The sequence below is a fragment of the Ancylobacter oerskovii genome, from assembly GCF_018390555.1.
GTDB lineage: Bacteria > Pseudomonadota > Alphaproteobacteria > Rhizobiales > Xanthobacteraceae > Ancylobacter > Ancylobacter oerskovii.
In genome coordinates, this window is the sequence record NZ_JAHBGB010000002.1 from 1 (window position 1) to 24281 (window position 24281).

The following is a 24281-nucleotide window of genomic DNA, read 5'->3' on the forward strand; positions in this document are numbered from 1 at the left end:
TCAACATGGCCGATCGTACCAATGTTGCAGTGAGGCTTCGAACGGTTGAACTTCTCTTTGGCCATTGCTCGCTTCCTTCAGCGACATTCCCGGTCGCAAAATCGGGCCGTGGGATAGGCGGTTTCCCGCCCTTTCGCAAGACCGGCTTTCAATGGAGAGCCAGTCGGTCGCACCGGACCCGCCGCGCCTCGCCGCATGCCTTGCGCGAGACACGGGGCCGTAGCCGCGATCGATGACAGGCTCATGAAAAGGAAACTGGAGCGGGTGAAGGGAATCGAACCCTCGTCATCAGCTTGGAAGGCTGTTGCTCTACCATTGAGCTACACCCGCGCCGCGTCTCGAACGTCTCGGCTACGGGCGACGTGGTGGGGGAGGTAGGACTCGAACCTACGAAGGCATAGCCAGCGGATTTACAGTCCGCCCCCTTTGCCGCTCGGGACACTCCCCCTTGCACGTCGGTCGCGGCCGGAACGCTCGGTGAGCGTGGTCTCCGGTCTTTCGACCCCGGTCTTGCGACCATCGAACCGGAACGGAGCCGCGCCGGTTCGTGCGGCGCGCTTTATGGTGAGGTGCCCGCGCCCTGTCAACCCCGCCACAACCGCTTCCCACCGTTCTGCATGTGGATGAAATTGCAATGCGCTGCACGGCGTGAGATGAACCGGTGCATGAGCGAACGTAACCGCCCACCATCCAAGGGTCAGCCCTTCCATGCCCGTGGCGGCGCCAGGGGCGCCTCCTCCCGCGGCGAGCGCCCGGCCGGCCGGCCGTTCGGCGCCTGGCCGGACGATGTCGCCATTCTCTATGGCTGGCACAGCGTCACCGAGGCGCTGCGCAATCCGCGCCGGCGCATCCGCCGGCTGCTCGCCACCGAGAATGCGATGCGTCGCCTCACCGAGGAGCAGATCCCGCTCAAGCACGATCCGCAGATCGTGCGGCCCGGCGAGATCGACCGCCTGCTGGAGGCGGATGCGGTGCATCAGGGCCTGTTCGCCGAGGCCGATCCCCTGCCCTCGCCCAGCCTGGCCAAGGCGGCGGAATGCGACCTCCTGCTGGTGCTCGACCAGATCACCGATCCGCACAATGTCGGCGCCATCGTACGCTCGGCGGCGGCCTTGAAGGTCGGCGCCATCGTCACCACCGCCCGCCACAGCCCGGCCGCCACCGGCGTGCTGGCGAAAAGCGCGAGCGGCGGGCTGGAGCATGTGCCCTTCTGCTTCGTGCCCAATCTCGCCCGCGCGCTCGACGAGTTGAAGGATCGCGGCGTGCTGGTCGTCGGCCTCGACAGCGAGGGCGCCGCCGATCTCGCCGATACCCCCCTGCGGGCGCCGCTCGCCCTGGTGCTGGGGGCGGAAGGCAAGGGCCTGCGCCAGCTTACCCGCCAGACCTGCGACGTGCTGGCGCGAATCGATCTGCCCGGCGCCATCGTCAGCCTGAACGTGTCGAACGCCGCGGTGCTGGCGCTTCACATGGCGCGGCGCGCCATCTCGGGAACCACCGGCACCGCGCGCCCCTGAGACACCGCGAAAGCCGAGGACGGGACGACGCGCCCACGCGCCGCCCCGCGCTCCGGCCTTTGCGCGCTCCCAACCCTTCGCACCCGATTCTCCCGAGCCACCCGTCGTCCGGCGGCGCATCGACGCGCCGGGCTGCCGGCCCGGCGTCCCGTCATGGGCAGCACACCCTCAAAGGTTGCATATTCCGTATGGACAACCATTACGTAGCGTGATGGTATATTCCTCTGCGTAAGCTCCCACGGCGAAGACGTCTCCGCCGATGAAAACGCAGCGCTGAAGCTCAGCGCGCGAAGCGTCCACCTTGAAGTCAAGAATAGGATTAAATTCCTAAAATTGAGTGCAATGACCAATACTTGAACGACATCATCCCAATCTCGCCAGGATGTCTCGACATGGACATGACGACATTCAACATTGATCGGTTGCTTTTCATAAATCTCGACCACAGGATCGACCGGCGCGATCACATCGAACGGGTATTGTCGCCCTGCCGCTGGCCCGCCGAGCGGATTTCCGCCGTCCGGCTTCTCTCACCGGAGCTGGCCGCCGAAGAATCGGCACCGTCCCTCAACGCGCTCAGCATCTGGAAGTCGCACCGCAAGGCGCTGGCACATGGGCTGGAGCGCCTTGCCGATGGCGGGCTGATCGTCATCGAGGACGACATCGCGATAAATCGGGATTTCTTCCGCGACACCCTCTCCCTGCCCGCCTCGCTTCCCGGAGACTGGGAGATTCTCCTCTTCAATACCCGCTTCCGAAAACGCTCCATCGTCAGCAACGGCATCAAGATCCGCCAGCGCTGGGAGAAGAACGCCTTCCGCGCCGCGCCCGCCTATCTCCCCGCCATCAAGAAGACCTATATCTGCAACGGCGCGCATTTCTGCGTGTTTCGCGATAGGGGCACCATCGAGAAGATCATCGGGGCGATGGATGCCGCTCCGGCGAAATGTCACATCGATTCGTTCTTCGGCCACAACTTCCGAACCTATGCGCTGCACTCCCGTTCGATCGGCTTTGCAGACTTCGAATCGGACAATCGCCTGGCCGGCCTCCCGGCCGTTCGCCCGGAAGTTGCGGGCCACAGCGCCCCGGTCCAGCCTGCCTTCTAAGCCCGCCCCATGGCCCGCAACTGCCCGCCGGCGCAGGATTTTCCTCGCCGGCGGGCGCGCCGCGTGACGGTGCGGGCAGCGCCGGCCGGCCGATCTCCCGCCGCACCCACTGCCTCTTCCGGCGCCCACCCGGCGGGTTACGACCAATTGCCAATCGTCAAGCTCGGACGAATTCGTCAGACTTTTCCCTAAGGCATGTCGAATACCAGTAATTCGACTTGCAACATCGCCGGAGCACCGTACCGCCGCGACAGATGGCGGGCTGTTCCGGGAGGAAAACGATCCGAGCGATGGGCGGTCGTCAAGAACCCCCAAATCTCGACAGTACTCGTCGGTCGCGCATGTGGCGCGCCGGGCATTTGGCGCGCGCAGTCTCCTGCGAGGCATTTGCGCGGCCGGTGCAAACAACGTCTTACTTTGGGGAAGGATTAGACCATGAGCGTCACTACCGCCGGTCCCGTCGGCTCGACGGCACCGATGACGCGCGAGGAGAAGAAGGTCATCTTCGCCTCGTCGCTCGGCACCGTATTCGAGTGGTATGATTTCTATCTTTACGGCTCGCTTTCCGCGATCATCGCCGCGCAGTTCTTTTCCGGCGTCAACCCGACCGCCGCCTTCATCTTCGCGCTGATGGCCTTCGCCGCCGGCTTCGCGGTGCGTCCGTTCGGCGCGCTGGTGTTCGGCCGGCTGGGCGATCTCGTCGGGCGCAAATACACCTTCCTCATCACCATCCTCCTGATGGGCATGTCGACCTTCGTCGTCGGCATCCTGCCCTCCTATGCCTCCTGGGGCATGGCGGCGCCGGTCATCCTCATCATCCTGCGCCTGTTCCAGGGCCTGGCGCTCGGCGGCGAATATGGCGGCGCGGCCACCTATGTCGCCGAACACGCCCCGCATGGCCGCCGCGGCTTCTACACCTCGTGGATCCAGACCACCGCGACGCTCGGCCTGTTCCTGTCGCTGCTGGTCATCCTCGGCACCCGCACCTGGTTCGGCGAGGCGGAATTCGCCGCCTGGGCCTGGCGCATTCCCTTCCTCGTCTCGATCATCCTGCTCGGCGTCTCCGTGTGGATCCGTCTGACGCTGAACGAATCGCCGGCCTTCAAGAAGATGAAGGAAGAGGGCAAGACCTCGAAGGCGCCGCTCACCGAGGCCTTCGGCCGCTGGGAGAACGCCAAGGTCGGCCTCGTCGCGCTGCTCGGCGGCACCGCCGGCCAGGCGGTGGTCTGGTACACCGGCCAGTTCTACGCGCTGTTCTTCCTCACCCAGACGCTGAAGGTCGACGGCGCCACCGCCAACATCCTCATCGCCGTCTCGCTGCTGATCGGCACGCCGTTCTTCATCGTGTTCGGCTGGCTGTCGGACAAGATCGGCCGCAAGCCGATCATCCTCGGCGGCTGCCTCATCGCGGCGCTGACCTATTTCCCGATCTTCGCCGCCATCACCCACTACGCCAACCCGGCGCTGGAGACCGCGCAGGCCACCTCGCCGGTGCGCGTCGTCGCCGATCCCGCCGAGTGCTCCTTCCAGTTCAACCCGGTGGGCACCTCCAAATTCGTGTCGTCCTGCGACATCGCCAAGTCGTTCCTGGCGCGCAACTCGGTGAACTACTCCAACGAGGCGGCGCCGGCCGGCACCGTCGCCAGCATCCATGTCGGCGACAAGGTGATCTCCTCCTTCAACGGCGTCGGCCTCGACGCGGCGGCGTTCAAGACCCAGTCCGACACCTTCAACGCCGAGATGACCACTGCCATCCGCACCGCCGGCTACCCGGCCAAGGCGGACCCGGCGGCGATCAACACGCCGATGGTGGTGGTGCTGCTCACCGTCCTGGTGCTGTTCGTCACCATGGTGTACGGGCCGATCGCCGCCTGGCTGGTGGAGCTTTTCCCCACCCGCATCCGCTACACCGCCATGTCGCTGCCCTACCACATCGGCAATGGCTGGTTCGGCGGCTTCCTGCCGACCACCGCCTTCGCCATGGTGGCGGCCACCGGCGACATCTATTACGGCCTCTGGTACCCGATCGTGGTGGCGCTGATGACCGTGGTGATCGGCCTGCTCTTCGCGCCGGAAACCAAGGACCGCGACATCGAGAACTGGCACTGAGCGCGGGCGGCGCCCGGTTCGCCGGGCGTCGCACCGCCGGACGCTCCGCGGTCGGCCTTGCGCCGGTCGACGCCTCGGCCCCCGACCCGCAACGGGGGCCGCCTCTTTCGTCGGACATGAAAACGGCCCCGCCTTCCTATCGGCGGGGCCGTTTCATTTCAGCGGCAAGGCTGTCGCGGCGGTTCAGACCGCCGCCGTCACCACGATCTCGACCTTGTAGTCGGGGGTGGCGAGCGCCGCCTCGACGGTGGCGCGGGCCGGCACGCCGCCCGGGGCGACCCAGCCGTCCCACACCGCATTCATCTCGGCGAAGGTGGAGATATCCGCCAGATAGATGGTGGCGGTCAGCAGCCTGGTCTTGTCGGTGCCGGCCTTGGCGAGCAGCGCGTCGATCTCGGCGAGCACCGCCTTGGTCTGCTCGGCGACGCTGGGACCAAGCGCCACCTGCCCGGCGAGATAGGCGACCGATCCATGGACCACGGCCTGGCTCATGCGGGTGCCGGGCTCGATTCTCTTGATGCTCATTGTCTCATGCTCGCTTGTGAGTGTCGGGCGCCCGCGGCGGGGCGGGCGACGCCTAGCTAGAACATGTTGCGCGAAAGATGAAAGACTTTCGCGAGGCGGGCGGATAGCCGGGCTTGCGGCGGCCCGCCCGGTCGCCGGCCTAGAGGTCGCCGGGCTAGAGGCGGATCAGCGCCAGCCCGCTCTGCGGGTCGACCCGCTTGCGCAGATGCGCCGGTGTCTCGGTGAGCATCACCTCCAGCGTCGGGCGGACATGGCCGCGGTTGAAATGCCCGGCCAGCGCCGCGCCGCCGCGGCGGCCGAGCACGGCATGCGCGTGGATCGCCGGCCGGCCGTCGGGGCCCACCGCCACATCCCCCGAGAGCGACGCCACCTCCACCTGCTCGCGGACCGGGATCTCCTCATATTCCCGCCGATCCCAGTCGAAATAGCTGATCACCGCGTCGCGGAAGGCGCCGATGGCGGAGAACTGCGCGGCAGTCACCTGCTCGCGCTCGACGAAGGCCGCGAGCGAGGCCATCGCCTCGTCGCCAGTCTCGAGGATGATCGCGAAGGTGCGCAGCCCTCCGGCATCGGCAAGCAGCTTCGATTGCATGGATGTGTCCTCCTCCGGGTGGCCTCGTCCGGGCGTCCCTGTCCGGGCGTCTTCTTTCGGGTGTCTTCTCCGGCCTTGGCCAACGGGCGGACGCCCCGTCCTGTTCCCTCCCGCGTCGCCGGCGTCCCCTTCGCCCCCCTGGCGCCGGCATGAAAAAGGCCGCCCTGCATCGCTGCGGGGCGGCCTTCCGGGAAGGCTGCGGGCCGGAGAGCCGGACCGCGGAGCCGTCAGCTCACTGCAGCGGCTTCGGCATCGCCGACATGGTGCCGATGGTGAAGATCTCGACGCGGCGGTTGATCGGGTCGGTCGGCTTGGACGGCACTTCGAGCGCCTCCTGGCCGAGGCCGACGGCGTCGAGGCGGGCCGGATCGACCTTGCCGAGATTGACCAGCGCTTCCTTGATGGCCTCGGCGCGCTTCTGGCTGAGCGCGAGGTTGACGGCGCGGGTACCGGTGGTGTCGGTGTTGCCGACCACCAGGAAGCGATAGTTCCACAGGATCGGATGGTGCATCGCATCGGCGATGGAGCCGAGCGCCGCATAGGATTGCGGGCGGATGACTGCCGAATTCAGCGCGAACTGGATCTGCACGTCGATCTGCGCCAGCTTCGCGAGACGCTTGGCAATCTCCGACTGGTCGAGCGGCAGCGGCTGGTTCGCCTGCACGGCGCGCTGCGCCATGTTCTGCAGCACCTGCGCGGTGAGGCTCGGATCGAACTGCGTCACCTCGGACAGCTGCTTGGTGATCTCGGCGCTGCTCATCGGGGTCTGGGCGCTCGCGCGGTCGGCGAAACCGAGGGAGGCGCCGAGCGCGAGGCCGGCGGCGAGGGCGAGGCCGGCGGCGCGGCGGGTGAAAGCGATCATGATGGTGTCTTTCCCTTGAACCTTGCCGTCGGAATCAGTTCGCCCAGCCGGCGTCGGTCAGCCCCTGCCGGCACGCGCCCTTCACGACCTTGTAGGAGGCCAGCAGGCAATCGAGCAGGTTGGCGTCGCCCGGCTTCACGCCCTTGCAGAACTGGCGGGCATCGTCCTGGCACAGCCCGAAGGTGGCCTTCTGGGCGGCGAGGCGCGCCGTGGTGCCGGCCTCGGCCTGCTGCAGGGCGGTGAAGCACTGCGGCGGCACGTCCTTCTGGTGCTGCTGCAGGCAGGAGGCGACCTTGCCGGTGCCGATATCGTCGCGGGCGCAGAAGCGCTCGATGGAGGCGCCGCAGGCCTTGGCGATCAGCGCGCCGGCGTCGGCGAAGCTCATGGTCTGGGCCGACGCGCCGCCCGCCGAGGCGGCGAGCGCGAACAGAGCCAGCCCCATAATATGTCGCTTCATGAATTCAGCCTCCCAAGACGGCGCGGCAGCACATTGAGACTGCGGCCGGCCCCATTTCCGGTCGCCATGACCGGATTACCCAATGTGAAGATTTCGCAGAACCCTACGACACTTTCAATGCGGCAAACGCCCGTATCGCGTGCCCGAGGGGGGTACCGGCAGGAACCGGCAGGCCGGAAGCGCTTGACCGCGGGACGGCCATCGGCGAAGAAACCGCGAGGCGATCTCCAGGCCCCGGCGGCGGGATGATCGGCCCCGGGGCGAGACCGGCGCCGACTCACCTCTTGTCGTGCCGCGGTTTCCTGGCCCGTTCCTGGCTTGCCGGCTTAGCACAGCGGTAGTGCAGCGGTTTTGTAAACCGAAGGTCGGGGGTTCGATCCCCTCAGCCGGCACCAGCCCTCCCCGAGCATCCCGGCTCCGCGAAGGCGGCTCCACGCCGCACACGGCGGCCGGCCACGGGGTAGCATCCGCACCGGCGGGCCTAACCTTCTGAGATTGCCGACGAATCAGTTATATTTTCCGCCACGATCCCCGGGGAAGGCCGACATGCACTCCAAATGGCAGGCATTGGCATGCTATCTCGGCGTGGCGGTGCTGTGCGGGCTCTATCTCCTGCTCGTTCCCGGCGTGCGCCTGCTGGATGTCTGTGCCGGCGCCGGCCTCGGCGCCGCGCTGATGTGGGCCCTCAACGAGTGGGAGGCCGGCAAGTGGGGCAAGGCTGAGCCCGTCCGGCGCCCCCCGCCGGCGCCGCGCCAGGGCGCGGCCGTGCGCCCCGTCCTGCTCGTCCGCCCTCGTACCGCGTCTCCCACCCTCGCCGCGCCGGCACCGCAGCCGCGGGCCATGCCGCTGCCGGCGCCGCCTCCCGCCCCGGCGGCCGCGCCGCCGCCCCCCTATTGGGAACTCGACGAGGCGCAGGCGGCGGCCGAAGCGGCGCGCGGTATGCCGGACTGGGACGCCACCGTCCTCGCCGAGACCTGGGCGAAGCTCCGCGACGAGCTCGCCATCGCCTGCGAGGACAGCCCCCGCGAGACGATCGCCGTCGACCTGCCGGCCACCGCCGAATTCGACAGGACCGGGCGGTTCGCCGATATGTCGCCGGCAAACAGATATGCCGCCCCGCCGGTGGACAAGCCCGCCGCTCGCCAGCCCGCCCCGCCGCCGGTTTCGCACCGGCCCATGGAAAGCGGCGCCGAGGCGCCTTCCCCGCGTCTCGCCCGCCCGGTTCCGCCGGCGATCCTGCGCCCGCATGCCCGCCGGCCGCGCTGACGGCGGGACGGCCGGCCACCGCGCCCTGCGCCGGAGATCGCCCCCGCCGGCTCACTCATCGGCGGAATAGCGCTCTTCCTTCCACGGATCGGCGTGGTTGTGATAGCCGTTCATCTCCCAGAAGCCGCGCCGGTCGGCGGGGCGGAACTCGATCTTCTGCAGCCACTTGGCGCTCTTCCAGAAATAGAGGTGCGGCACCATCAGCCGCAGCGGCCCGCCATGCTCGCGGGTCAGCGGCTTGCCCTCCCAGCTGTGCACCAGCATCGCGTCCGGCGCGGCGAAATCCTCCAGCGCCAGATTGGTGGTGTAGCCGTCATAGGAGTGCAGCAGCACGAAGCCCGCCTCCTCCTTCGGCATGACGAGGTCGAGCAGGTCGCGGGTGAGCAGCCCTTCCCAATTATTGTCGTAGCGCGACCAGGTGGTGACGCAGTGGATGTCCGTCACCTCGCGGCTCTGTTTCTGGGCGAGGAACTCCGCCCAGCTCCACGACACCGGCTGCTCCACCGCACCGGTCACGTCGAGGCGCCAGCGGTCGAGCGGAATCTCCGGCTGCAGGCCGAGGTCGAGCACCGGCCAGTCCTTCACCAGGTGCTGGCCCGGCGGCAGGCGCTCGGTCTCGGGACGCGAGATCCGCCCGGTGAGGAACTTGCCGCTCTGTGCCCAGCTGCGCTTGCTGCGGGTGAGCTTGCTGTCGGCAGGCAGCGCCGCGTCGTCCGGCATCGGCAGCGCGTCGTCATCGGTCATCGGCGAACTCCTCGGGAGGCGGCGGGGGCGGGAGGAAACGGCGGGGTTCCGCCGGGATCATAGCATCGCCCCGCCGCCGCACGCCCGGTTTCGCACGGCCCTCGTCGCATCCCAGCCCCGCGCGGCGCGCACACGAGAACGGTGGCCGAAGCCCCACACAGCGACAAACGAAAACGGCGGGCCGAAGCCCCATCCGGCCGACAAACGAAAACGGCGGGCCGAAGCCCGCCGTCCGAGTCTCGCCTGCGTTCCGGCGGATGTCACTCCGGCCGGCGCTTGCGCTGCAGCATGTTGAGGCCCTCGATCGCCGCCGAGAACGCCATGGCGGTGTAGATGTAGCCCTTCGGCACATGCGCCCCGAAGCCCTCGGCGATCAGCGTAGTGCCGATGAGCAGCAGGAAGCCCAGCGCCAGCATCACGATGGTCGGGTTGCGGTTGATGAAGTTGGCCAGCGGCCCGGCCGCGAACAGCATGGTCAGCACCGCCACGATGACCGCGATCACCATGATCGGGATGTGGTCGGTCATGCCCACCGCGGTGATGATGCTGTCGATCGAGAACACCAGGTCGAGGATCAGGATCTGCACGATGGCGGCGGAGAAGGTGATGTCCACCAGCTTGCCGACGCCGGGCGCATCCTCCTCGTGCGGCTCCATGCTGTGGTGGATTTCCTTGGTGGCCTTCCACACCAGGAACAGGCCGCCGGCGATGAGGATCAGGTCGCGCCAGGAGAAGGCGTGGTCGAAGATCGTGAAGATCGGCGTGGTCAGCTTCACGATGATCGCCACCGTGCTCAGCAGGCCGAGCCGCATGACCAGCGCGAGACCGATGCCGATCTTGCGGGCGCGCGGACGGATGTCTTCCGGCAGCTTGTTGGTCAGGATCGAGATGAACAGCAGGTTGTCGATGCCGAGCACCACTTCCATGGCGATCAGCGTCACCAGCGCCGCCCAGACCGCAGGATCGGCGGCGAGTTGCATCAGGTAGTCCATCGGTCACTCCTCCCCAGCCAGCGTGGCGGCGCGCATCAACGCGCGGCAACCGTAATCGGATGCAGCTTGCGACGGTAAAATTATCATAGGAATGACAAAGCCTTTCACACCGGCATGACGTCGGAAATCGATCCGACATCACGCGAACGCCGGCACGGCTCGCGTCAGAGGGGCCCGGATCATCGGGTGAGCGCAATCTAATGGCTCGCCCCGGCCCCGCCAGCCTCGCGACGCATGACAGATTGTCGCACCCTCGGCCCGGCCGCGACGGGCCATGCACAGCTGTGCGATACCTTTGAACGGATGCGACGATTCCCTTGTTTCCGCGCGACGTTCGCCTTGCGCTGTCCACGGCGCATGTCATCGTTCGTTCATCGCCCCGCACTAGAGCGAGCGCCACTCGCCCGCTGGGCATTGGGAGGAACAGATGAGCCGCTTTTCCCGCCGTAACTTCATGAAGGCCGGCGCCTTCGCCCTTGCCGCTCCGGTGGTGCTGCGCGCCCATGACGCGCTCGCCACGTCCGGGTCGGTCGACGTCTATGCCTGGGGCGACTATTTCGACAAGAACACCGTGCTGGCCGACTTCACCAACGCCACCGGCATCAAGGTGAACCTGTCGACCTACGGCTCCAACGAGGAAGCCGAGAACAAGCTGCGCGCCGCCGGCGGCAAGGGCTTCGACCTCCTGTTCCCCTCGGTCGACACCGGCCCGAACTACTACAAGGACAACCTGCTGCAGCCGATCGACGAGGCGAAGTTCAAGGTCGATCAGGTGATCCCCTCGATCTACCGCAACTCGCTCACCCTCGGCGCCGCCCATCGCGGCAAGCGCTTCCTGGTGCCGTTCGACTGGGGCACCGAGGGCGTGACCTGGGACTCGACCAAGTTCAACAAGAAGTCGGGCGAGATCTCCTATGGCGACATGTGGCTCGCCGACCACCCCAAGCAGACCGCCATCCGCCAGAAGTCGGTGTTCAACGGCGTCGCCCTCTATCTCGACGCCAACGGCACCCTGCCGTCGAACCGCGGCCTCGACATGTACAAGTCGGAAGCCGATGCCCGCCGCGTCTTCGACGGCGTGCTGAAGTTCATCGTCGCGCATCGCGGCAATATCGGCGCCTTCTGGAACAACGCCACCGAGGCGACCGCCGCCTTCACCGATGCCGGCTGCACCATCGGCCAGACCTGGGACACCACCGGCATCCTGCTCCACCAGAAGACCGACAAGAAGTGGAGCTATGGCATGCCGAAGGAAGGCGGCCTCGCCTGGACCGACACGCTGGCCATCCCCGCCGGCGCCGCCAATCTCGAGCAGGCCTACGCCTTCGCCAACTTCCTCTACCAGCCCGAGGTCGGCGCCCGCTTCGCCAACACCACCGGCTACAATTCCTGCGCCAAGGGCGCTGACGCCTTCCTCTCCGAGGAAGCCCGCGCGGCCTTCCAGGCGGCCTATCCGGCCGGCACCATCGACAACCTGTTCTGGTGGCCGATGCAGACCGACTTCTACGCCAAGCTCCGCGGCGAATATGTCGAGAAGCTGACCAACGCCTGATCACCGGCGCGCCGGGGCTTTCCCGGCGCCGCACGGCCCGGCGCGGGCGAAACGGTTCGCGCCCGCATCCGGCGGCGGGGCCTGCCTCGCCCCCGCCTGCCCCGCGTCCCCGGGCCGGTCCCGGGGACAGTCTTTTCGACTTCCGGGCAGTTTCGTAACGTCACCGCACCGGAACATGCCCGGCCGGACCCGCTCCGGTCGCCGCTCCCCTCCCTCCTTCGCGGAACGCCCCATGCGCGGCAAGGACGTACGTCTCGATCAGGTTTCCATCCGCTTCGGCGACGCCGTCGCGGTGCAGCCGCTGAACCTCACCATCGAGGCCGGCGAGTTCTTCTCGATCCTCGGCCCGTCCGGCTGCGGCAAGACCACCATCCTGCGCACGGTCTCCGGCTTCATCGAGCCCACCATCGGCCGGGTGCTGATCGGCGGCGAGGATATGGCCGGCAAGGGGCCGAACGAGCGTCCCACCGCGCTGATCTTCCAGAACCTCGCGCTGTTCCCGCTGATGAGCGTCGCCGAGAACGTCGCCTTCGGGCTCGAGGCCCGCGGCGTCGCCAAAGCCGAGCGGCTGAAGCGGGCGCAGGAACTGCTCGAACTGGTGGCGCTCGGCGGCTATGGCGACAAGAAGCCTTCGGACCTGTCCGGTGGCCAGCGCCAGCGCGTCGCCATCGCCCGCGCGCTCGCGGTGGAGCCGTCCGTGCTGCTCCTCGACGAGCCGCTCTCGGCGCTGGACCTCAAGCTGCGCCAGCACATGCGTGCCGAATTGCGCGCCATCCAGAAGCGGGTCGGCATCACCTTCATCTACATCACCCACGACCAGGGCGAGGCGCTCGCCATGTCCGACCGCGTGGCGGTGATGAGCCGCGGCCAGCTGGAGCAGGTCGCCGCGCCCGACACGCTCTATGCCGAGCCGGCGACACCCTTCGTCGCCACCTTCGTCGGCGAGCAGAACGTGATCCGCGGCACGCTGCGCCGCATCTCCAACGGCATGGCCAGCGTCGATACCCCCCTCGGTCCCGTCGAGGGCCGCGAGGTCGGCACGCCCGCCATCGGCGCCCCGGTGCTGGTGATGGTGCGCCCGGAGCGGATGACGCTGGGCGACGGCCGCGACAACCGCATCCCGGCGACGCTGAAGGCGCGCCATCTCGAAGGCCCGTCGGTCAATCTCGAATGCACCGCCGCCGGCCAGACGCTCACCGTCACCCTCGCCAACGGCCCGGCGGTGCGCGAGCTGCCCGACGATCTGGTGCTGGGCTTCGGGCGCGACGACGCGCGGGTCTATGCCGAGGGAGCGCTCGCCAATGGCTAGCCTGTTCCGCGCCTATGGGCGGGGCCTCGGCGCGCTGCTCATCCTCATCGCCACGCTGTGGATCCTCGCCCTCATCCTGGTGCCGCTCGGCGCCATGATCGAGCAGTCGCTGTGGTGGAAGGACTCCAAGGGCGACATCACCCTGCAGATCGACCGCCTCTACAACGACATGGCGACGCTGCAGCTCGACGCTTCCGGCGAGAGCGACGCGGCCAAGAAGGCCGGCCTCGAGGCGCAGATCGCGCAGAAGCAGGCCGAGGCCACCGCGCTCGAGGCGCAGGAAACCAACCCGCCCAAGACCTACGGCCTCGCCAACTTCACCCGCATGAGCGGGCTGCATTTCTACATCTTCATCCGCACCATCATCTACGCGCTGATGGTCACCGCCCTCGCCCTCGTGGTGTGCTACCCGATGGCCTATGCGGTGGCGCTGGCGAGCGGGCCGCGCAAGGCCATCGTGCTCACCGTGGCGCTGATCGTGCCCTACGCCATCAACGAATTGCTGCGCGTCTATGCCTGGCTGATGATCCTCGACTATCGCGGCGTCATCAACGGCATCCTCGGATGGCTCGGCATGGTCGATCTCGACAATCGCGGCTGGATACCCTTCCTGGAAAATCCCTCCGCCGTCTTCCTGGCGATGATCTACACCTATGTGCTCTTCATGGTGTTCCCGATGGTGAACACGCTGGAGACGCTGGACCGCAACCAGATCGAGGCCGCCCGCGACCTCGGCGCCTCCTCCTTCCGCATCCACCGCCGGGTGATCATCCCGCACGCCAAGCCGGGCATCGCGGTGGGCTGCATCATGACCTTCATGCTGTCGGCCGGCTCCTATTCGGTGCCGGCGATCATGACCCGCGGCCAGGGCGGCGACTGGTTCTCGCAGCTGGTCTACCGGCAGTTCTTCGAGAGCAACAACTGGAACATGGGCTCGGCCTATGCGGTGTCGCTGCTGGTGGTGTGCACGGCGTTCATCCTCATCATGATGCGCCTGTTCGGCGTCGGTCTCAGGGACATCGCGAAATGAGCAGGATCGACGTCTTGTTTCGCCCCCACACGCTGGTCCCCGATCCCCGTGCGCTCTTTCCTTCCCTCTCCCCGTTGGGGAGAGGTGGCCCGCGAAGCGGGTCGGTGAGGGGGCCCCACGTTGGGAAGCCAAGAAGACCCCTCACCCCACCCCTCTCCCCGACGGGGAGAGGGAGCAACGCCGCTCGATCGGCGAGGTCCTTTCGTTCGGCAGGGATCACCGGCCCGGGCGCCCTCACGCCCGCCTTTGTCAGCGCCTATGCCGGAGCCCGCCCATGAGCACCGCCAATGACAGCGCCGGCGCCCGGCTGATCCTCAACATCTATATCGGCCTGTTCTGCCTCTATCTGTTCCTGCCGCTGGCGGTGATGTCGGCCGCCGCGTTCAACTCCTACGACTATCCCTCCGTCACCCAGTGGCGCGGCTTCACGCTGCAATGGTTCGTGGCGCTCGCCCATGACGGGCGGCTGATCCAGGGCCTGCTCAACTCGGTGGTCGTGGCGCTGGGCGTCATCGCGGTGTCGATCCCCGCCGGCCTCGCCGGGGCGCTGATCCTCACCCGGCTCGGCCAGCGCTCCGGCACGGTGCTCTATTCCATCCTCGTCTCGCCGGTGCTGACGCCGGGCATCATCCTCGGCATTTCCAGCCTGATCTTCTGGCGCGAATTCGGCGTGCCCGGCGGCCTGTTCGTGGCGGTGATGGCGCAGTCGAGCTTCATCGCCTCCTACGCCATGCTGCTGTTCCTCGCCCGCCTGCAGCGGCAGGACCGCACGCTGGAAGAGGCGGCGCTCGATCTCGGCGCCAGCCACACGCTGGTGTTCCGCCGCATCACCCTGCCCTTCCTGGCGCCCACCGCCTTCACCGCCGCGGTCGTCGCGTTCCTGCAATCCTTCGAGAACTACAACACCACCGTCTTCGCCATCGGCGGCGAATGGACGCTGGTGACGGAGATCGCTTCGCGGTTGCGCTTCGGCCTCTCACCGGTGATCAATGTGGTGGGCGTGATCTTCGTGGCTCTGACTCTCGTGGCGGCAACGACCTATGTTCTTCTCTCCAGCCGCAAGAAGGCGCGCTGACGCCGTCCTCGTCGCCGCCGGCCTTGCCATGGTCCCGGCGCTCGCCGCCGGGCCGGCGGCGGCCGGCAGCAACGTCATCGGCCTGTCGGTGGCGAGCGAGCGGGAGCCCGGCGACTTGTCCGCCACCAAGTCGACGGACACCCAGCTCAGCTACGCCCATACCTTCGACAACAATGTCAGCCTCGGCGGCTCGGCGAAATATTACGATACCGCCCACACCAGCGCCTATGCCTGGAACGTCGAGGGCACGGTCGGCTACACCTATCCGCTGAACGAGGTCTGGTCGGTGGCCGGCGTCGCCGCGCTGGGCAGCCACATGCCGAGCAACGCCACCGACTTCGCCTATTACAGCTTCACCGGCTCGCTGAACGTGAAGCTCTCCTCCGTCGTCACCTGGACGGTGATCGCCGCGCGCTACCGCAACGCCTTCGACACCGCCTACGCCTATGAGACGCCCGAGTTGTCCACCCAGTTCGATTTCCGCCTCAGCGACGCCCATTCGGTGTCGGTCAAGCTGGAGCGCGACTGGAAGAATGGCGACGTGTCCTACGACGCCATCGAGCTCGGCTATAAATACCACTTCTAGGCGTTTCACCCGAACGTGATACCCGTTGCCGTGACGCTCGCGAGGCGAAGCCCTAGCTTCGGCCCGCCCGCAGCGCGCCGCACCGCGCGCCCGCCCCGCCGGCACACGAACACCCCGAAGGAGACCGCCATGACGACCCTCTCCCGCCGTGACGCCCTCATCGCTTCCGCCACGCTTCCCGCCGCGACCGCCATCGGAGGTCTCGCCATGACCGGCGCCACGCCCGCCGCGGCCCAGACCCCGTCGGGCCAGCAGGTGCCCAGCATCTACCGCTACAAGATCGGCGACATCGAGGTGACGGCGGTCAGCGACGGCGCCCGCGTCGGCCCGCTGCAGGACGGCTTCGTGCGCAACGCCTCCCGCGACGACGTCAATACCGTGCTGGACAAGGCCTTCCTGCCGAAGGACCAGCTGATGAACCAGTTCAACCCGCTGCTCATCAATACCGGCGGCAAGCTGGTGCTGATCGACACCGGCAACGGGCCGCAGGCGGGCAACGCGACCGTGGGCAAGATGTTCGCCAACCTCGCCTGGGCGGGGGTGAAGCCCTCCGACATCTCCACCGTGGTCATCTCGCATTTCCACGGCGACCACATCAACGGCCTGCGTGCCGCCGACGGCGCCCTCGCCTTCCCCAATGCCGAGATCCTCGTCCCCGAGGTCGAGTGGAAATACTGGACCGACGAGGGCGAGGCGAGCCGGGCGCCGGAACGCGCGAAGGGCAATTTCGCCAACGTCGCCAAGGTGTTCAAGGATCTCGACAGCCGCATCAAGCCCTATGCGTGGGACAAGGAGATCGTGCCGGGCATCACCTCGGTGGAAGCGGCCGGCCACACGCCCGGCCACACCGCCTTCGTCGTCGCCTCGGGCAATGGCAAACTGTTCGTGCAGTCCGACACCACCAACAACCCCACCCTGTTCGCACAGAATCCCGAATGGCAGGTGATGTTCGACATGGACGGGGCGAAGGCGGTGGAAACCCGCAAGCGCGTCTGGGACATGCTCGCCGCCGAGCGCATGCAGGTGGCCGGCTATCATTTCATGTTCCCGGCCCTCGGCTTCGCGGAGAAGACCGACACCGGCTACCGCCTGGTGCCGGCGGTGTGGAACCCGGTGCTCTGAGGCGACGGCGGGAGCGCCCGCGCGCTCCCAGGCCGGGCCGGTCTCCTCCGCCGCGCCCGGCCGCCCTCGCGCCGCGCATATGAAGGAGCGCGGCGGCGTTGGCATCCGGCTCCGGCTTGTCTATGTGTCGGCGCATTCGCCATTTGCCGTGCCGAGGACATCATGACCGAGCCGACCACCCTTCCCGACCGCCTCTCCAGCGATCCGTCGAGCCCCTATTACAATGAGGAGCTGCTGACGCGCGGCGTCGGCGTCCGCTTCAAGGGCGTCGAGAAGAACAATGTCGAGGAATACTGCATCAGCGAAGGCTGGGTGCGGGTCTCGGTCGGCAAGGCCAAGGACCGCGCCGGCAATCCGATGACGGTGAAGCTCAAGGGCGCGGTCGAGGCCTATCTCCGCGATCCGCCGGCCGACGATTGAGCCCCGGCGTGGAGGCCACCGGGCGGCGCCGGGCCCTGCTCGACCACGCCCTCGCCCGTTGGAATCTGACGCCGGACGGTACGCCGCTCGCCACCGCCACCAGCCTGCTGCTGCCGGTGCGCCAGTCCTTTGCCGGCTCCGCCCGCCCGGCCATGCTCAAGGTCAGCGACGAGCCCCACGAGGCGCGGGCCATGCCGCTGATGCGCTGGTGGAACGGCGACGGCGCGGCGCACATCTTCGCGCACGAGGTCTTCGCGCAGGAAGCTTTCACGGATCCGGCCTTCACGGATCCGGCCGCCGGCGACAGCGCCGGCGCGCTGCTGATGGAGCGCGCCGAAGCCCCCGGCGCCCTGCTCGCCCTCGCCCGGCACGACGACGCGGCGGCGACCCGCATCATCTGCGCCGTCGCCACCCGCCTGCACCGCCCGCGCGGCCCGCTCCCCGCCGGCCTGGTACCGCTGGACGGCTGGTTCGCGCCGCTGCTCGCCATCGGCCCCGGCCAGGGCGGGCTGCTCGCGCGCGCCGCCGGCATAGCCGAACGGCTTCTCGCCGACCCGCGCGAGATCGCGCCGCTGCATGGCGACCTGCACCACGAGAACATCCTCGACTTCGGCCCCTCCGACGAACGCCCCGCGATTCCCGGCCGCGCCGGCGACTGGCGCGCCATCGATCCGAAGGGCCTGCTGGGCGAGCGCGGCTTCGACCTCGCCATCCTGTTCTGCGATCCCGACCTCGGCCGGCCGGAGATCGAACTCGCCCGGCGGCCGGACATCTTCGCGCGCCGCCTCGCCACCGTCGCCGAGGAGACCGGCATCGCGCATACCCGGCTTCTCGACTGGATCCTCGCCTGGACCGGCCTGTCCTGGAGCTGGGCGGTGGAGGACGGCGTCGACGCCCCCATTGAGCGCGCCATCGCCGGCTTCGCCGCCGCCGCCCGCGACCGCTGAGACCACCGGCACCGGTACAGCCCTTCCCCGCAGGCTAGGCGTCGGTCTCCATCTCGATCCAGTCGAGATAGTCCGGGTCGCCGCCAGTCACCGGCAGCACCAGCACGCCCGGCGTCTCGTAGGGATGGCGGGCGCGCACCGCCTGCGCCACCGCCTCGGCGAGGTCGGCGCGGGTCTTCAGCAGCATCGCCACCTCCTCGGCCCGCTCGATCTCGCCATGCCAGCGATAGATGGAGACGATGCGCGGCAGGATGTTCACCGCGGCGGCCAGCCCGTCGGCGACGATGGCCCGCCCGGCCGCCTCGGCCTCGACGAGACCCGGCCATGTCGTATAGACCATCACCGTGCCGAGCTGTGGCTCCATCCCCTCCTCCCCGCGTATCGGGCTGTCCGTTATGAATGAAGCCGCCCGCCCAGCCCCTTCTTCCGCAGCGGACGCTCCCGAAATGGCAGCATATGGCCGAATCGCCTTTGTCGCGAGCGATGCCGCGGATGCGGTGCGCGCGCGCAGCGAGCTCACCGCGCTATACGGCCATGTCGCGCCGGAGGAGGCGGACATCGTGGTCGCCCTCGGCGGCGACGGCTTCATGCTGCAGACGCTGCACCGCTTCCGCGACACCGGCATTCCGATCTACGGCATGAACCGCGGCTCGGTGGGTTTCCTGATGAACGGCTTCCGGCTGGAGAACCTGCCAGAGCGCATCGCCGCCGCCCAGCGGGTCGTCATCCACCCGCTGCTGATGGAGGCCACCGACGTCAATGGCCGCGTCCACCGCGCCCCGGCGATCAACGAGGTGTCGCTGATCCGCCAGTCCTACCAGGCGTCGAAGCTGCGCATCTCCATCGACGGCACCATGCGGATGGAGGAGCTGATCTGCGACGGCGTGCTCGTCGCCACGCCCGCCGGCTCCACCGCCTACAACCTCTCGGCCCAGGGGCCGATCCTGCCCATCGGCACGCCGCTGCTGGCGCTGACCCCGATCTCCGCCTTCCGCCCGCGGCGCTGGCGCGGCGCGCTGGTGCCGGACCGCGCGCGCATCGACATCGCGGTGCTGGAATCCGACAAGCGCCCGGTCAACGCCACCGCCGATCATTATCAGGTGCTGAACGTGGTGGCGGTGCGCGCCCGGCTCGACACCGGCTCGACGCTGACCATGCTGATGGACCGCGACCATTCCATCGAGGAGCGCATCCTGCGCGAGCAGTTCGAGGTCTGACGCCGGCTCAGGCCGCCAGCGTCGCCGTGCGGGGGTCGAGCGGCGCCTCGTGCCGCCAGCGCTCGAGCAGCGCCACCACCGGGTTGCGCCCGGCAGGCTCGCCGAGGCGGGCATATTGCTGCAGCGCCGCCTCGGCGATGCGCTTCTGCAGCCCGGCCGCGGCGTCCTCGTCGTCGAGATAGGCTTCCTTCTGCACCAGCTGCAGCGCGCTGCGAAAGGCGATGTAGGCGCCGCACGGCAGGCCGATCCGGTCATAGAGCAGGCGGAAGGCGTCGCCGGAGCGGTCGGCGGCCAGCGCCGCCACCCGGTCGGTCGGCAGGCCGGTCAGCTCCGCCGCCATTTCGAGGAACATCCGCATATGGCCAGCCAGCAGCGCCCGCAGCGCCACCGCCGGCGTCAGCTCGCCGCGCTGCTTGAGCCCGGCCGCGAAGGCCCGCAGGTCCGGCGCCGATCGCCCGATCATGGCGATGCCCGGCCGCTCGCCGGTCCCTTCGGCCGCCGCCGCCGGCGCGGTCTCGCCGCCGGCTTCCGTCCCGGCGGCGCGCCGGCCGCGCTCCACCACGAACACCGACAGCGCGTTCGCCACCGCCCGGATCAGCGCCTGATGCACATTGGCCGGCAGGTCGCGGCGGGCGAGCAGCACCTCGCGCAGCGCCGCCGCCTGGCCGTGCCGGGCGACGATGCGGCCGAGCGAGAAGCCGGGCAGGTCGACGCCGGGATTGGTGACGAGGCTGAGGCAGGCCTCCTCGCCGGCGATCTCGGCTAGCGCGGCGGCCACCGGCGCGGTGAGGTGCGCCCGCGCGGCGATGGCGGCGCGGCGCGGCTCGTCGCCGGCCTCGGCGAATTCGACCAGATCGCAGTCGTTCAGCACCGGTGAGCGGGCGAGCATGATGAGGCCGGGTTCGCCGTCGAGCCCGGCGAGCAGCTGGGCGAGATCCTCGGGAAGCCCGGGCTGGCGGCAGAGCGCCTCGACGAGGGCGAGGCGCGCCGGCGCGAAGGGATCCTGGGCCAGCACCGGCAGCGCCGCCTCGAAGCCGAGCCGCTCGGCTCCCCGCAGCTCGCCGCGGGCATAGAGGCCGGCCAGCAGGCCGAGGCCGCGGGCGCGCTCCGCCTCCGAGACCGTCTTCGCCCAGAGGAGATACTGATGCACGATCATGCCCACCTCCTTCCGCCTGCCGGAAGAAGAGTGAATCACGACGGCATTAAGAATTCGTTGACCATGATCGCCGACGCTGATCCGTCGGCCCGGGCGCGCCCGCCGGCCCTACCCGGGGCGCGACCTCAGTCGCCCGAGCCGCCGTCCGCGGCCCCTTCCGGTGCGGCCGCCTGCTCGCCCACCAGCACGTCGACCCGGCTGTCCGAGCCGGATTCGACGTTGAAGGTCTTGGTGAAGGTCTTGCCGTCATAGCGCACCAGCGCGGTGTACTCGCCTTCGGCGAGCACGAAGGCCGGCGTCGGCGCCGAGGAATCCTTGATCGAATCGCCGCCGGGCGTCAGCACCGACCATTGCGTGCCGGAAAGCGGCGCGCCGCCGGCCTGCGCCACCAGCTGCAGCGTGATCTCGGCGGCGCGGTGGTGCAGCGTCGCGTCGGTCACCTTGCCGGGCTGCACGGCGATGTCGGCCTGCAGCACCGCATTGCCCTCGCCATAGGTGGAGACGACGTAATAGTCACCGGCCGGCAGCACCACGAGGTCGCCGGGCGAGGCGCCGCGATAGAAGGGCCGGCTCGCCGCCCGCCCCTGCAGGAAGCTGCCCTCGAAAATGTCGTAGCTGACCTTGGAGGCCGGGATCAGCTTGTCGCCGACGTCGCTCTGCAGCTTGATGCCGCCGGCGGGGATGGTGATCTGCTCGCGGCGCGAATCCTCGCCCACCACGATGCGGCGGGCGATGCTGGCGAGGCCGTAGGAGACGTGCACCACATAGCCGCCCGGCGAGAGGAAGAACACCGGCGCCGGCTCGGCGGCCTCGGCCACCAGCGGATAGGCGCCGGAGGCTTCCGGCCGGTCGTCGAACACCCGCCAGACGAGGCCGCGCGGGATCTGCGGCAGGTTGGCGCCGAAGCGGGCGCTCATGCCGATCGCCGCCTTGCCGGCCGGCGGCTGCGGCAGGATGGTGTGCGCGTCGCCCGCCGCCGTCGCCGCTCCCCCGCTCGCGCCGCCCTTGGCCGCCGGCGCGGTCGCGGCCGGCGCGGTCGCCGCCGGCGTCTGGGGAGCGAGGCGCCGCGGCGCCCCCACGCCCGGCGACTGGGTGCCGACGAAGGGCATGGCCTGCGCCAGCGAGCCGGAAGAGGAAATCGAGGCCGCGTCGCCGCCCGCTCCGCTGCCGGCCATCGCCGCGACGGCGGCGGGAGAGGCCAGGCACAGCGCCGTGAAGGCCGCGACCAGGCGCGTGCCGGCGCGGTGCGGAACAGGGCGGGGACGGGCGAAGCGGGGAACGGAGGCGGACATGGCCTCTTGGTGCCCGCGAACGTGGGCAAATTCAAGTCCGCGGGCGCCCCGGGCCGGGCCCTCCGCCCGCTCGCGGCAAACTGAAACACCCTGACGCTGCGTCGCGCTGGCCCGGCCTGCCGCCGCGTGCTAGGCGCAAAGGCGACAGGGGAAACCGCCATGAAGACCGATACCTCGACCGATGCCCTGCGGCTGCTCAAGCTGCGCAAGAGCCCGAAGATCTTCGATATCGTCGCCCCCGGCCCGAAGCCGGCAGAGATCGACGAGATGCTCACCATCGCCTCCCGCGTGCCGGATCACGGCAAGCTGGCGCCGTGGCGCTTCATCGTGTTCGAGGGCGAGGGACGCGAGCGGGCGGGCGAACTCATCGCCGGGACGTTCCAGAAGGACGTCCCCGAGGCCGACGCCGACCGGGTGAACATCGAGCGCACCCGCCTGTCGCGCGCGCCGCTGGTGATCGCCGTGGTGTCGAAGGCCGCCCCGCATGTGAAGATCCCGGAATGGGAGCAGCTCATGTCCGGCGCCGCCGCCTGCACGCTCTTGGTGCTGGCGGCCAACGCGCTCGGCTATGTCGCGACCTGGCTGACCGAATGGTACGCCTATGACGCCCGCGTGCGGGCCGGCCTCGGCCTGGCGGCGGACGAGCGCATCGTCGGCTTCGTGCATATCGGCACGCTGGCCAAGCCGCAGGAAGACCGCCCGCGCCCGGCGCTCGCCGACATCGTCACCCGCTTCTGAGAGGCCGGCCATGTTCTACGCGCCGGATGACCGGGACCGTACCCTTCTGCCGCACAATCCGCTGAAGGCGATCGTCGCCCCGCGCCCGATCGGCTGGATCTCCAGCCTGTCGCCGGCCGGGGTCGCCAATATCGCCCCCTATTCCTTCTTCAACCTGGTGAGCGAGAGCCCGGACATGGTGATGTTCTCCTCCTCCGGGGTGAAGGACACGGTGCGCAACATCCTCGATACCGGCGAGTTCGTCTGCAACCTCGCCACCCGTGCGCTGCTGGCGCAGGTGAACCTCACCTCGGCGGTGCTGCCGCGCGAGGAAAGCGAGTTCGACCTCGCCGGGCTGGCGCGCGCGCCCTCGCGGCTGGTGAAGCCGCCGCGCGTCGCCCGGAGCCCCTGCGCGCTCGAATGCGTGGCGGTGGAGGTGCGCGAGCTCGCCGGGCGTTCCGGCGCCTCCACCGGCCACTGGCTGGTGTTCGGCGAGATCGTCGGCATCCACATCGACGAGGCCTTCGTCGAGGACGGAATCCTGCGCGTGGAGAAGCTGAACTCCCTCGCCCGCTGCGGCTATTTCGACTACGCCGCCGTCGAGGAGATCCACACTCTGCCGCGCCCGGGCGGCCAGTCGTTCACGAGTGCCTGAGCACCGGCGGCGGGCGGTCACGTCCGCCTGAAGTCGTGAATATTTATGGCAAACGATTCGTTAAGATGCGTGCCGCAACGTGTTCCCCACAGGGGCCGCTGCGATTCGAAGACCCAAGGGGAGCGAGGCGCCGGCGCACCAGGCGTTTTTGCGGGAGACCAGCGGACCATGCCGTCCATCGATCGTCGCGTTCTACTTTCCGGCCTGTCCATGGCCGGCCTGTCCATGGCGCTCGCCGGGTGCAAGAGCACCCAGACGAGCCTGCCCGAGCTGAGCCTGGCGCCGCAGGCGCCGGCCGCCGCGCCGCTGGCCTTCGCGCCGACGCCCACCTACGGCGCGATCCAGGACAAGTTCCCGGTCGCCGCCTTCGACACCTCGAACATGAACCCGGTCTATCTGCGCCGGCAGGTGCCCTATGACGGCAAGCAGCCGCCCGGCACCATCGTCATCGACCCCAAGCAGCATTTCCTCTACCTGGTGCAGCCGGGCGGCACGGCGATCCGCTACGGCGTCGGCGTCGGCAAGCAGGGCTTCGGCTGGTCGGGCACCGCCACCATCAATTCCAAGCAGGAATGGCCGGACTGGTACCCGCCGGCGGAAATGATCGCCCGCCGCCCGGACATCAAGCCGCAGCTGTCCAAGCTGCAGAGCGGCGTCGGGGTACCCGGTGGCCTGTCGAACCCGCTCGGCGCCCGCGCGATGTATCTGTGGCAGGACAACAAGGACACGCTGTACCGCATCCACGGCACGCTGGAGCCGAACACCATCGGCACCAACGTCTCGTCCGGCTGCATCCGCATGATCAACCAGGACGCCATCGATCTCTACAGCCGCGTGCCGGTCGGCACCAAGGTGGTGGTGCTGGGCTCCGGCGCCCAGGTCTGACGCCCCCGCGCCCGTCAAGCCGCCGTCCCCCTTGCTCTCCCTCTCCCCATTGGGGAGAGGTGGCCCGCGCAGCGGGTCGGTGAGGGGCTCTGGCGATTGGGGAGCGAAGAAGGCCCCTCACCCTACCCTCCCCCCAACGGGGAGAGGG

General features: G+C 68.8%; 25 protein-coding genes and 3 tRNA genes. 17 read left to right on the forward strand and 11 right to left on the reverse strand.

All coding sequences use genetic code 11. From position 1 onward, the window contains the following. Window positions 1-256: 256 nt before the first annotated feature. Window positions 257-330: transfer RNA gene (locus KHC19_RS00315), tRNA-Gly, on the reverse strand. Between the two features lie 33 nt (window positions 331-363). Continuing rightward, a tRNA-Tyr gene (locus KHC19_RS00320) sits at window positions 364-448 on the reverse strand. 217 nt (window positions 449-665) lie between these two features. Here KHC19_RS00320 and KHC19_RS00325 point away from each other — a divergent pair. The 3 genes from KHC19_RS00325 to KHC19_RS00335 all read left to right on the forward strand — a co-directional run bounded on the left by KHC19_RS00325 (window position 666) and on the right by KHC19_RS00335 (window position 4732). Beyond that, a complete protein-coding gene (locus KHC19_RS00325; protein WP_213350046.1) occupies window positions 666-1514 on the forward strand; it encodes a TrmH family RNA methyltransferase in 849 nt (282 codons plus the stop codon). Between the two features lie 392 nt (window positions 1515-1906). Then, window positions 1907-2623, forward strand: coding sequence for a glycosyltransferase family 25 protein (locus tag KHC19_RS00330; protein ID WP_213350047.1), 717 nt, complete (start codon window positions 1907-1909; stop codon window positions 2621-2623). Between the two features lie 435 nt (window positions 2624-3058). Continuing rightward, window positions 3059-4732, forward strand: coding sequence for an MFS transporter (locus KHC19_RS00335; RefSeq protein WP_213350048.1), 1674 nt, complete (start codon window positions 3059-3061; stop codon window positions 4730-4732). A 183-nt stretch (window positions 4733-4915) separates the two neighbouring features. Here KHC19_RS00335 and KHC19_RS00340 read toward each other — a convergent pair whose 3' ends face one another. From KHC19_RS00340 to KHC19_RS00355, 4 genes are all read right to left on the reverse strand, one after another. Continuing rightward, window positions 4916-5257, reverse strand: coding sequence for a RidA family protein (locus tag KHC19_RS00340; RefSeq protein WP_213350049.1), 342 nt, complete (start codon window positions 5255-5257; stop codon window positions 4916-4918). Window positions 5258-5411: 154 nt separating this feature from the next. Continuing rightward, on the reverse strand, window positions 5412-5849 hold the full coding sequence (locus tag KHC19_RS00345) for a PPC domain-containing DNA-binding protein (RefSeq protein WP_213350050.1): 438 nt from the start codon (window positions 5847-5849) through the stop codon (window positions 5412-5414). 232 nt (window positions 5850-6081) lie between these two features. Next, window positions 6082-6711 carry an OmpA family protein gene (locus KHC19_RS00350; protein WP_213350051.1) on the reverse strand — a complete coding sequence of 210 codons (630 nt, stop codon included), beginning with the start codon at window positions 6709-6711 and terminating at the stop codon, window positions 6082-6084. 34 nt (window positions 6712-6745) lie between these two features. Then, window positions 6746-7168 carry a cysteine rich repeat-containing protein gene (locus KHC19_RS00355; protein ID WP_213350052.1) on the reverse strand — a complete coding sequence of 141 codons (423 nt, stop codon included), beginning with the start codon at window positions 7166-7168 and terminating at the stop codon, window positions 6746-6748. A 320-nt stretch (window positions 7169-7488) separates the two neighbouring features. Here KHC19_RS00355 and KHC19_RS00360 point away from each other — a divergent pair. Together KHC19_RS00360 and KHC19_RS00365 are read left to right on the forward strand one after the other, a co-directional pair. Beyond that, window positions 7489-7563: transfer RNA gene (locus KHC19_RS00360), tRNA-Thr, on the forward strand. A 151-nt stretch (window positions 7564-7714) separates the two neighbouring features. After that, window positions 7715-8434, forward strand: a complete 720-nt coding sequence (locus KHC19_RS00365; RefSeq protein WP_213350053.1) for a hypothetical protein — start codon at window positions 7715-7717, stop codon at window positions 8432-8434. Between the two features lie 51 nt (window positions 8435-8485). Here KHC19_RS00365 and KHC19_RS00370 read toward each other — a convergent pair whose 3' ends face one another. Together KHC19_RS00370 and KHC19_RS00375 are read right to left on the reverse strand one after the other, a co-directional pair. After that, on the reverse strand, window positions 8486-9154 hold the full coding sequence (locus KHC19_RS00370; protein WP_213350960.1) for a sulfite oxidase-like oxidoreductase: 669 nt from the start codon (window positions 9152-9154) through the stop codon (window positions 8486-8488). Window positions 9155-9438: 284 nt separating this feature from the next. Further along, the gene (locus KHC19_RS00375; RefSeq protein ID WP_213350054.1) at window positions 9439-10170 is read right to left on the reverse strand and encodes a TerC family protein; all 732 of its coding nucleotides are present in this window, start codon (window positions 10168-10170) and stop codon (window positions 9439-9441) included. Window positions 10171-10597: 427 nt separating this feature from the next. Here KHC19_RS00375 and KHC19_RS00380 point away from each other — a divergent pair, with 427 nt between their 5' ends. The 8 genes from KHC19_RS00380 (at window position 10598) to KHC19_RS00415 (ending at window position 18211) form a co-directional block, all read left to right on the forward strand. Beyond that, entirely contained in the window at window positions 10598-11722 is a 1125-nt protein-coding gene (locus KHC19_RS00380; protein ID WP_246548054.1) for an extracellular solute-binding protein, read from the forward strand. A 232-nt stretch (window positions 11723-11954) separates the two neighbouring features. Then, window positions 11955-13031 (forward strand): ABC transporter ATP-binding protein, encoded by a 1077-nt coding sequence (locus KHC19_RS00385; protein ID WP_213350055.1) that lies wholly within the window; start codon window positions 11955-11957, stop codon window positions 13029-13031. Next, complete coding sequence (locus KHC19_RS00390) at window positions 13024-14061, forward strand: ABC transporter permease (RefSeq protein ID WP_213350056.1); 1038 nt, start codon at window positions 13024-13026, stop codon at window positions 14059-14061. The genes KHC19_RS00385 and KHC19_RS00390 overlap by 8 nt, the downstream gene beginning before the upstream one ends. A 274-nt stretch (window positions 14062-14335) precedes the next feature. Then, the gene (locus KHC19_RS00395; RefSeq protein WP_213350057.1) at window positions 14336-15136 is read left to right on the forward strand and encodes an ABC transporter permease; all 801 of its coding nucleotides are present in this window, start codon (window positions 14336-14338) and stop codon (window positions 15134-15136) included. A 28-nt stretch (window positions 15137-15164) separates the two neighbouring features. After that, window positions 15165-15722, forward strand: a complete 558-nt coding sequence (locus KHC19_RS00400) for a hypothetical protein (protein WP_213350058.1) — start codon at window positions 15165-15167, stop codon at window positions 15720-15722. Window positions 15723-15851: 129 nt separating this feature from the next. Beyond that, window positions 15852-16844 (forward strand): MBL fold metallo-hydrolase, encoded by a 993-nt coding sequence (locus KHC19_RS00405; RefSeq protein WP_213350059.1) that lies wholly within the window; start codon window positions 15852-15854, stop codon window positions 16842-16844. Window positions 16845-17006: 162 nt separating this feature from the next. After that, on the forward strand, window positions 17007-17264 hold the full coding sequence (locus KHC19_RS00410; protein WP_213350060.1) for a DUF3297 family protein: 258 nt from the start codon (window positions 17007-17009) through the stop codon (window positions 17262-17264). A gap of 8 nt (window positions 17265-17272) precedes the next feature. Next, window positions 17273-18211: an aminoglycoside phosphotransferase family protein gene (locus KHC19_RS00415; RefSeq protein WP_343207614.1), complete on the forward strand. Its 939-nt coding sequence runs from the start codon at window positions 17273-17275 to the stop codon at window positions 18209-18211. A 34-nt stretch (window positions 18212-18245) separates the two neighbouring features. On the opposite strand, the gene cutA is transcribed toward KHC19_RS00415, so the two are convergent. Continuing rightward, window positions 18246-18575, reverse strand: coding sequence for a divalent-cation tolerance protein CutA (cutA, locus tag KHC19_RS00420; protein WP_213350061.1), 330 nt, complete (start codon window positions 18573-18575; stop codon window positions 18246-18248). A 31-nt stretch (window positions 18576-18606) separates the two neighbouring features. On the opposite strand from cutA, the gene KHC19_RS00425 reads away from it, so the two are divergent. After that, window positions 18607-19428, forward strand: coding sequence for an NAD kinase (locus tag KHC19_RS00425; RefSeq protein ID WP_213350062.1), 822 nt, complete (start codon window positions 18607-18609; stop codon window positions 19426-19428). Window positions 19429-19435: 7 nt separating this feature from the next. On the opposite strand, the gene KHC19_RS00430 is transcribed toward KHC19_RS00425, so the two are convergent. Then, complete coding sequence (locus KHC19_RS00430; protein WP_213350063.1) at window positions 19436-20584, reverse strand: DUF2336 domain-containing protein; 1149 nt, start codon at window positions 20582-20584, stop codon at window positions 19436-19438. A gap of 125 nt (window positions 20585-20709) precedes the next feature. Then, complete coding sequence (locus KHC19_RS00435; RefSeq protein WP_246548055.1) at window positions 20710-21876, reverse strand: hypothetical protein; 1167 nt, start codon at window positions 21874-21876, stop codon at window positions 20710-20712. 159 nt (window positions 21877-22035) lie between these two features. Between KHC19_RS00435 and KHC19_RS00440 the strand changes: the two genes are divergently transcribed. The 3 genes from KHC19_RS00440 to KHC19_RS00450 all read left to right on the forward strand — a co-directional run bounded on the left by KHC19_RS00440 (window position 22036) and on the right by KHC19_RS00450 (window position 24133). Further along, window positions 22036-22614 carry a nitroreductase family protein gene (locus tag KHC19_RS00440; RefSeq protein WP_213350064.1) on the forward strand — a complete coding sequence of 193 codons (579 nt, stop codon included), beginning with the start codon at window positions 22036-22038 and terminating at the stop codon, window positions 22612-22614. Window positions 22615-22624: 10 nt separating this feature from the next. Then, window positions 22625-23248: a flavin reductase family protein gene (locus tag KHC19_RS00445; RefSeq protein WP_213350065.1), complete on the forward strand. Its 624-nt coding sequence runs from the start codon at window positions 22625-22627 to the stop codon at window positions 23246-23248. 168 nt (window positions 23249-23416) lie between these two features. Further along, entirely contained in the window at window positions 23417-24133 is a 717-nt protein-coding gene (locus tag KHC19_RS00450; protein ID WP_213350066.1) for a L,D-transpeptidase, read from the forward strand. Window positions 24134-24281 lie beyond the last annotated feature (148 nt).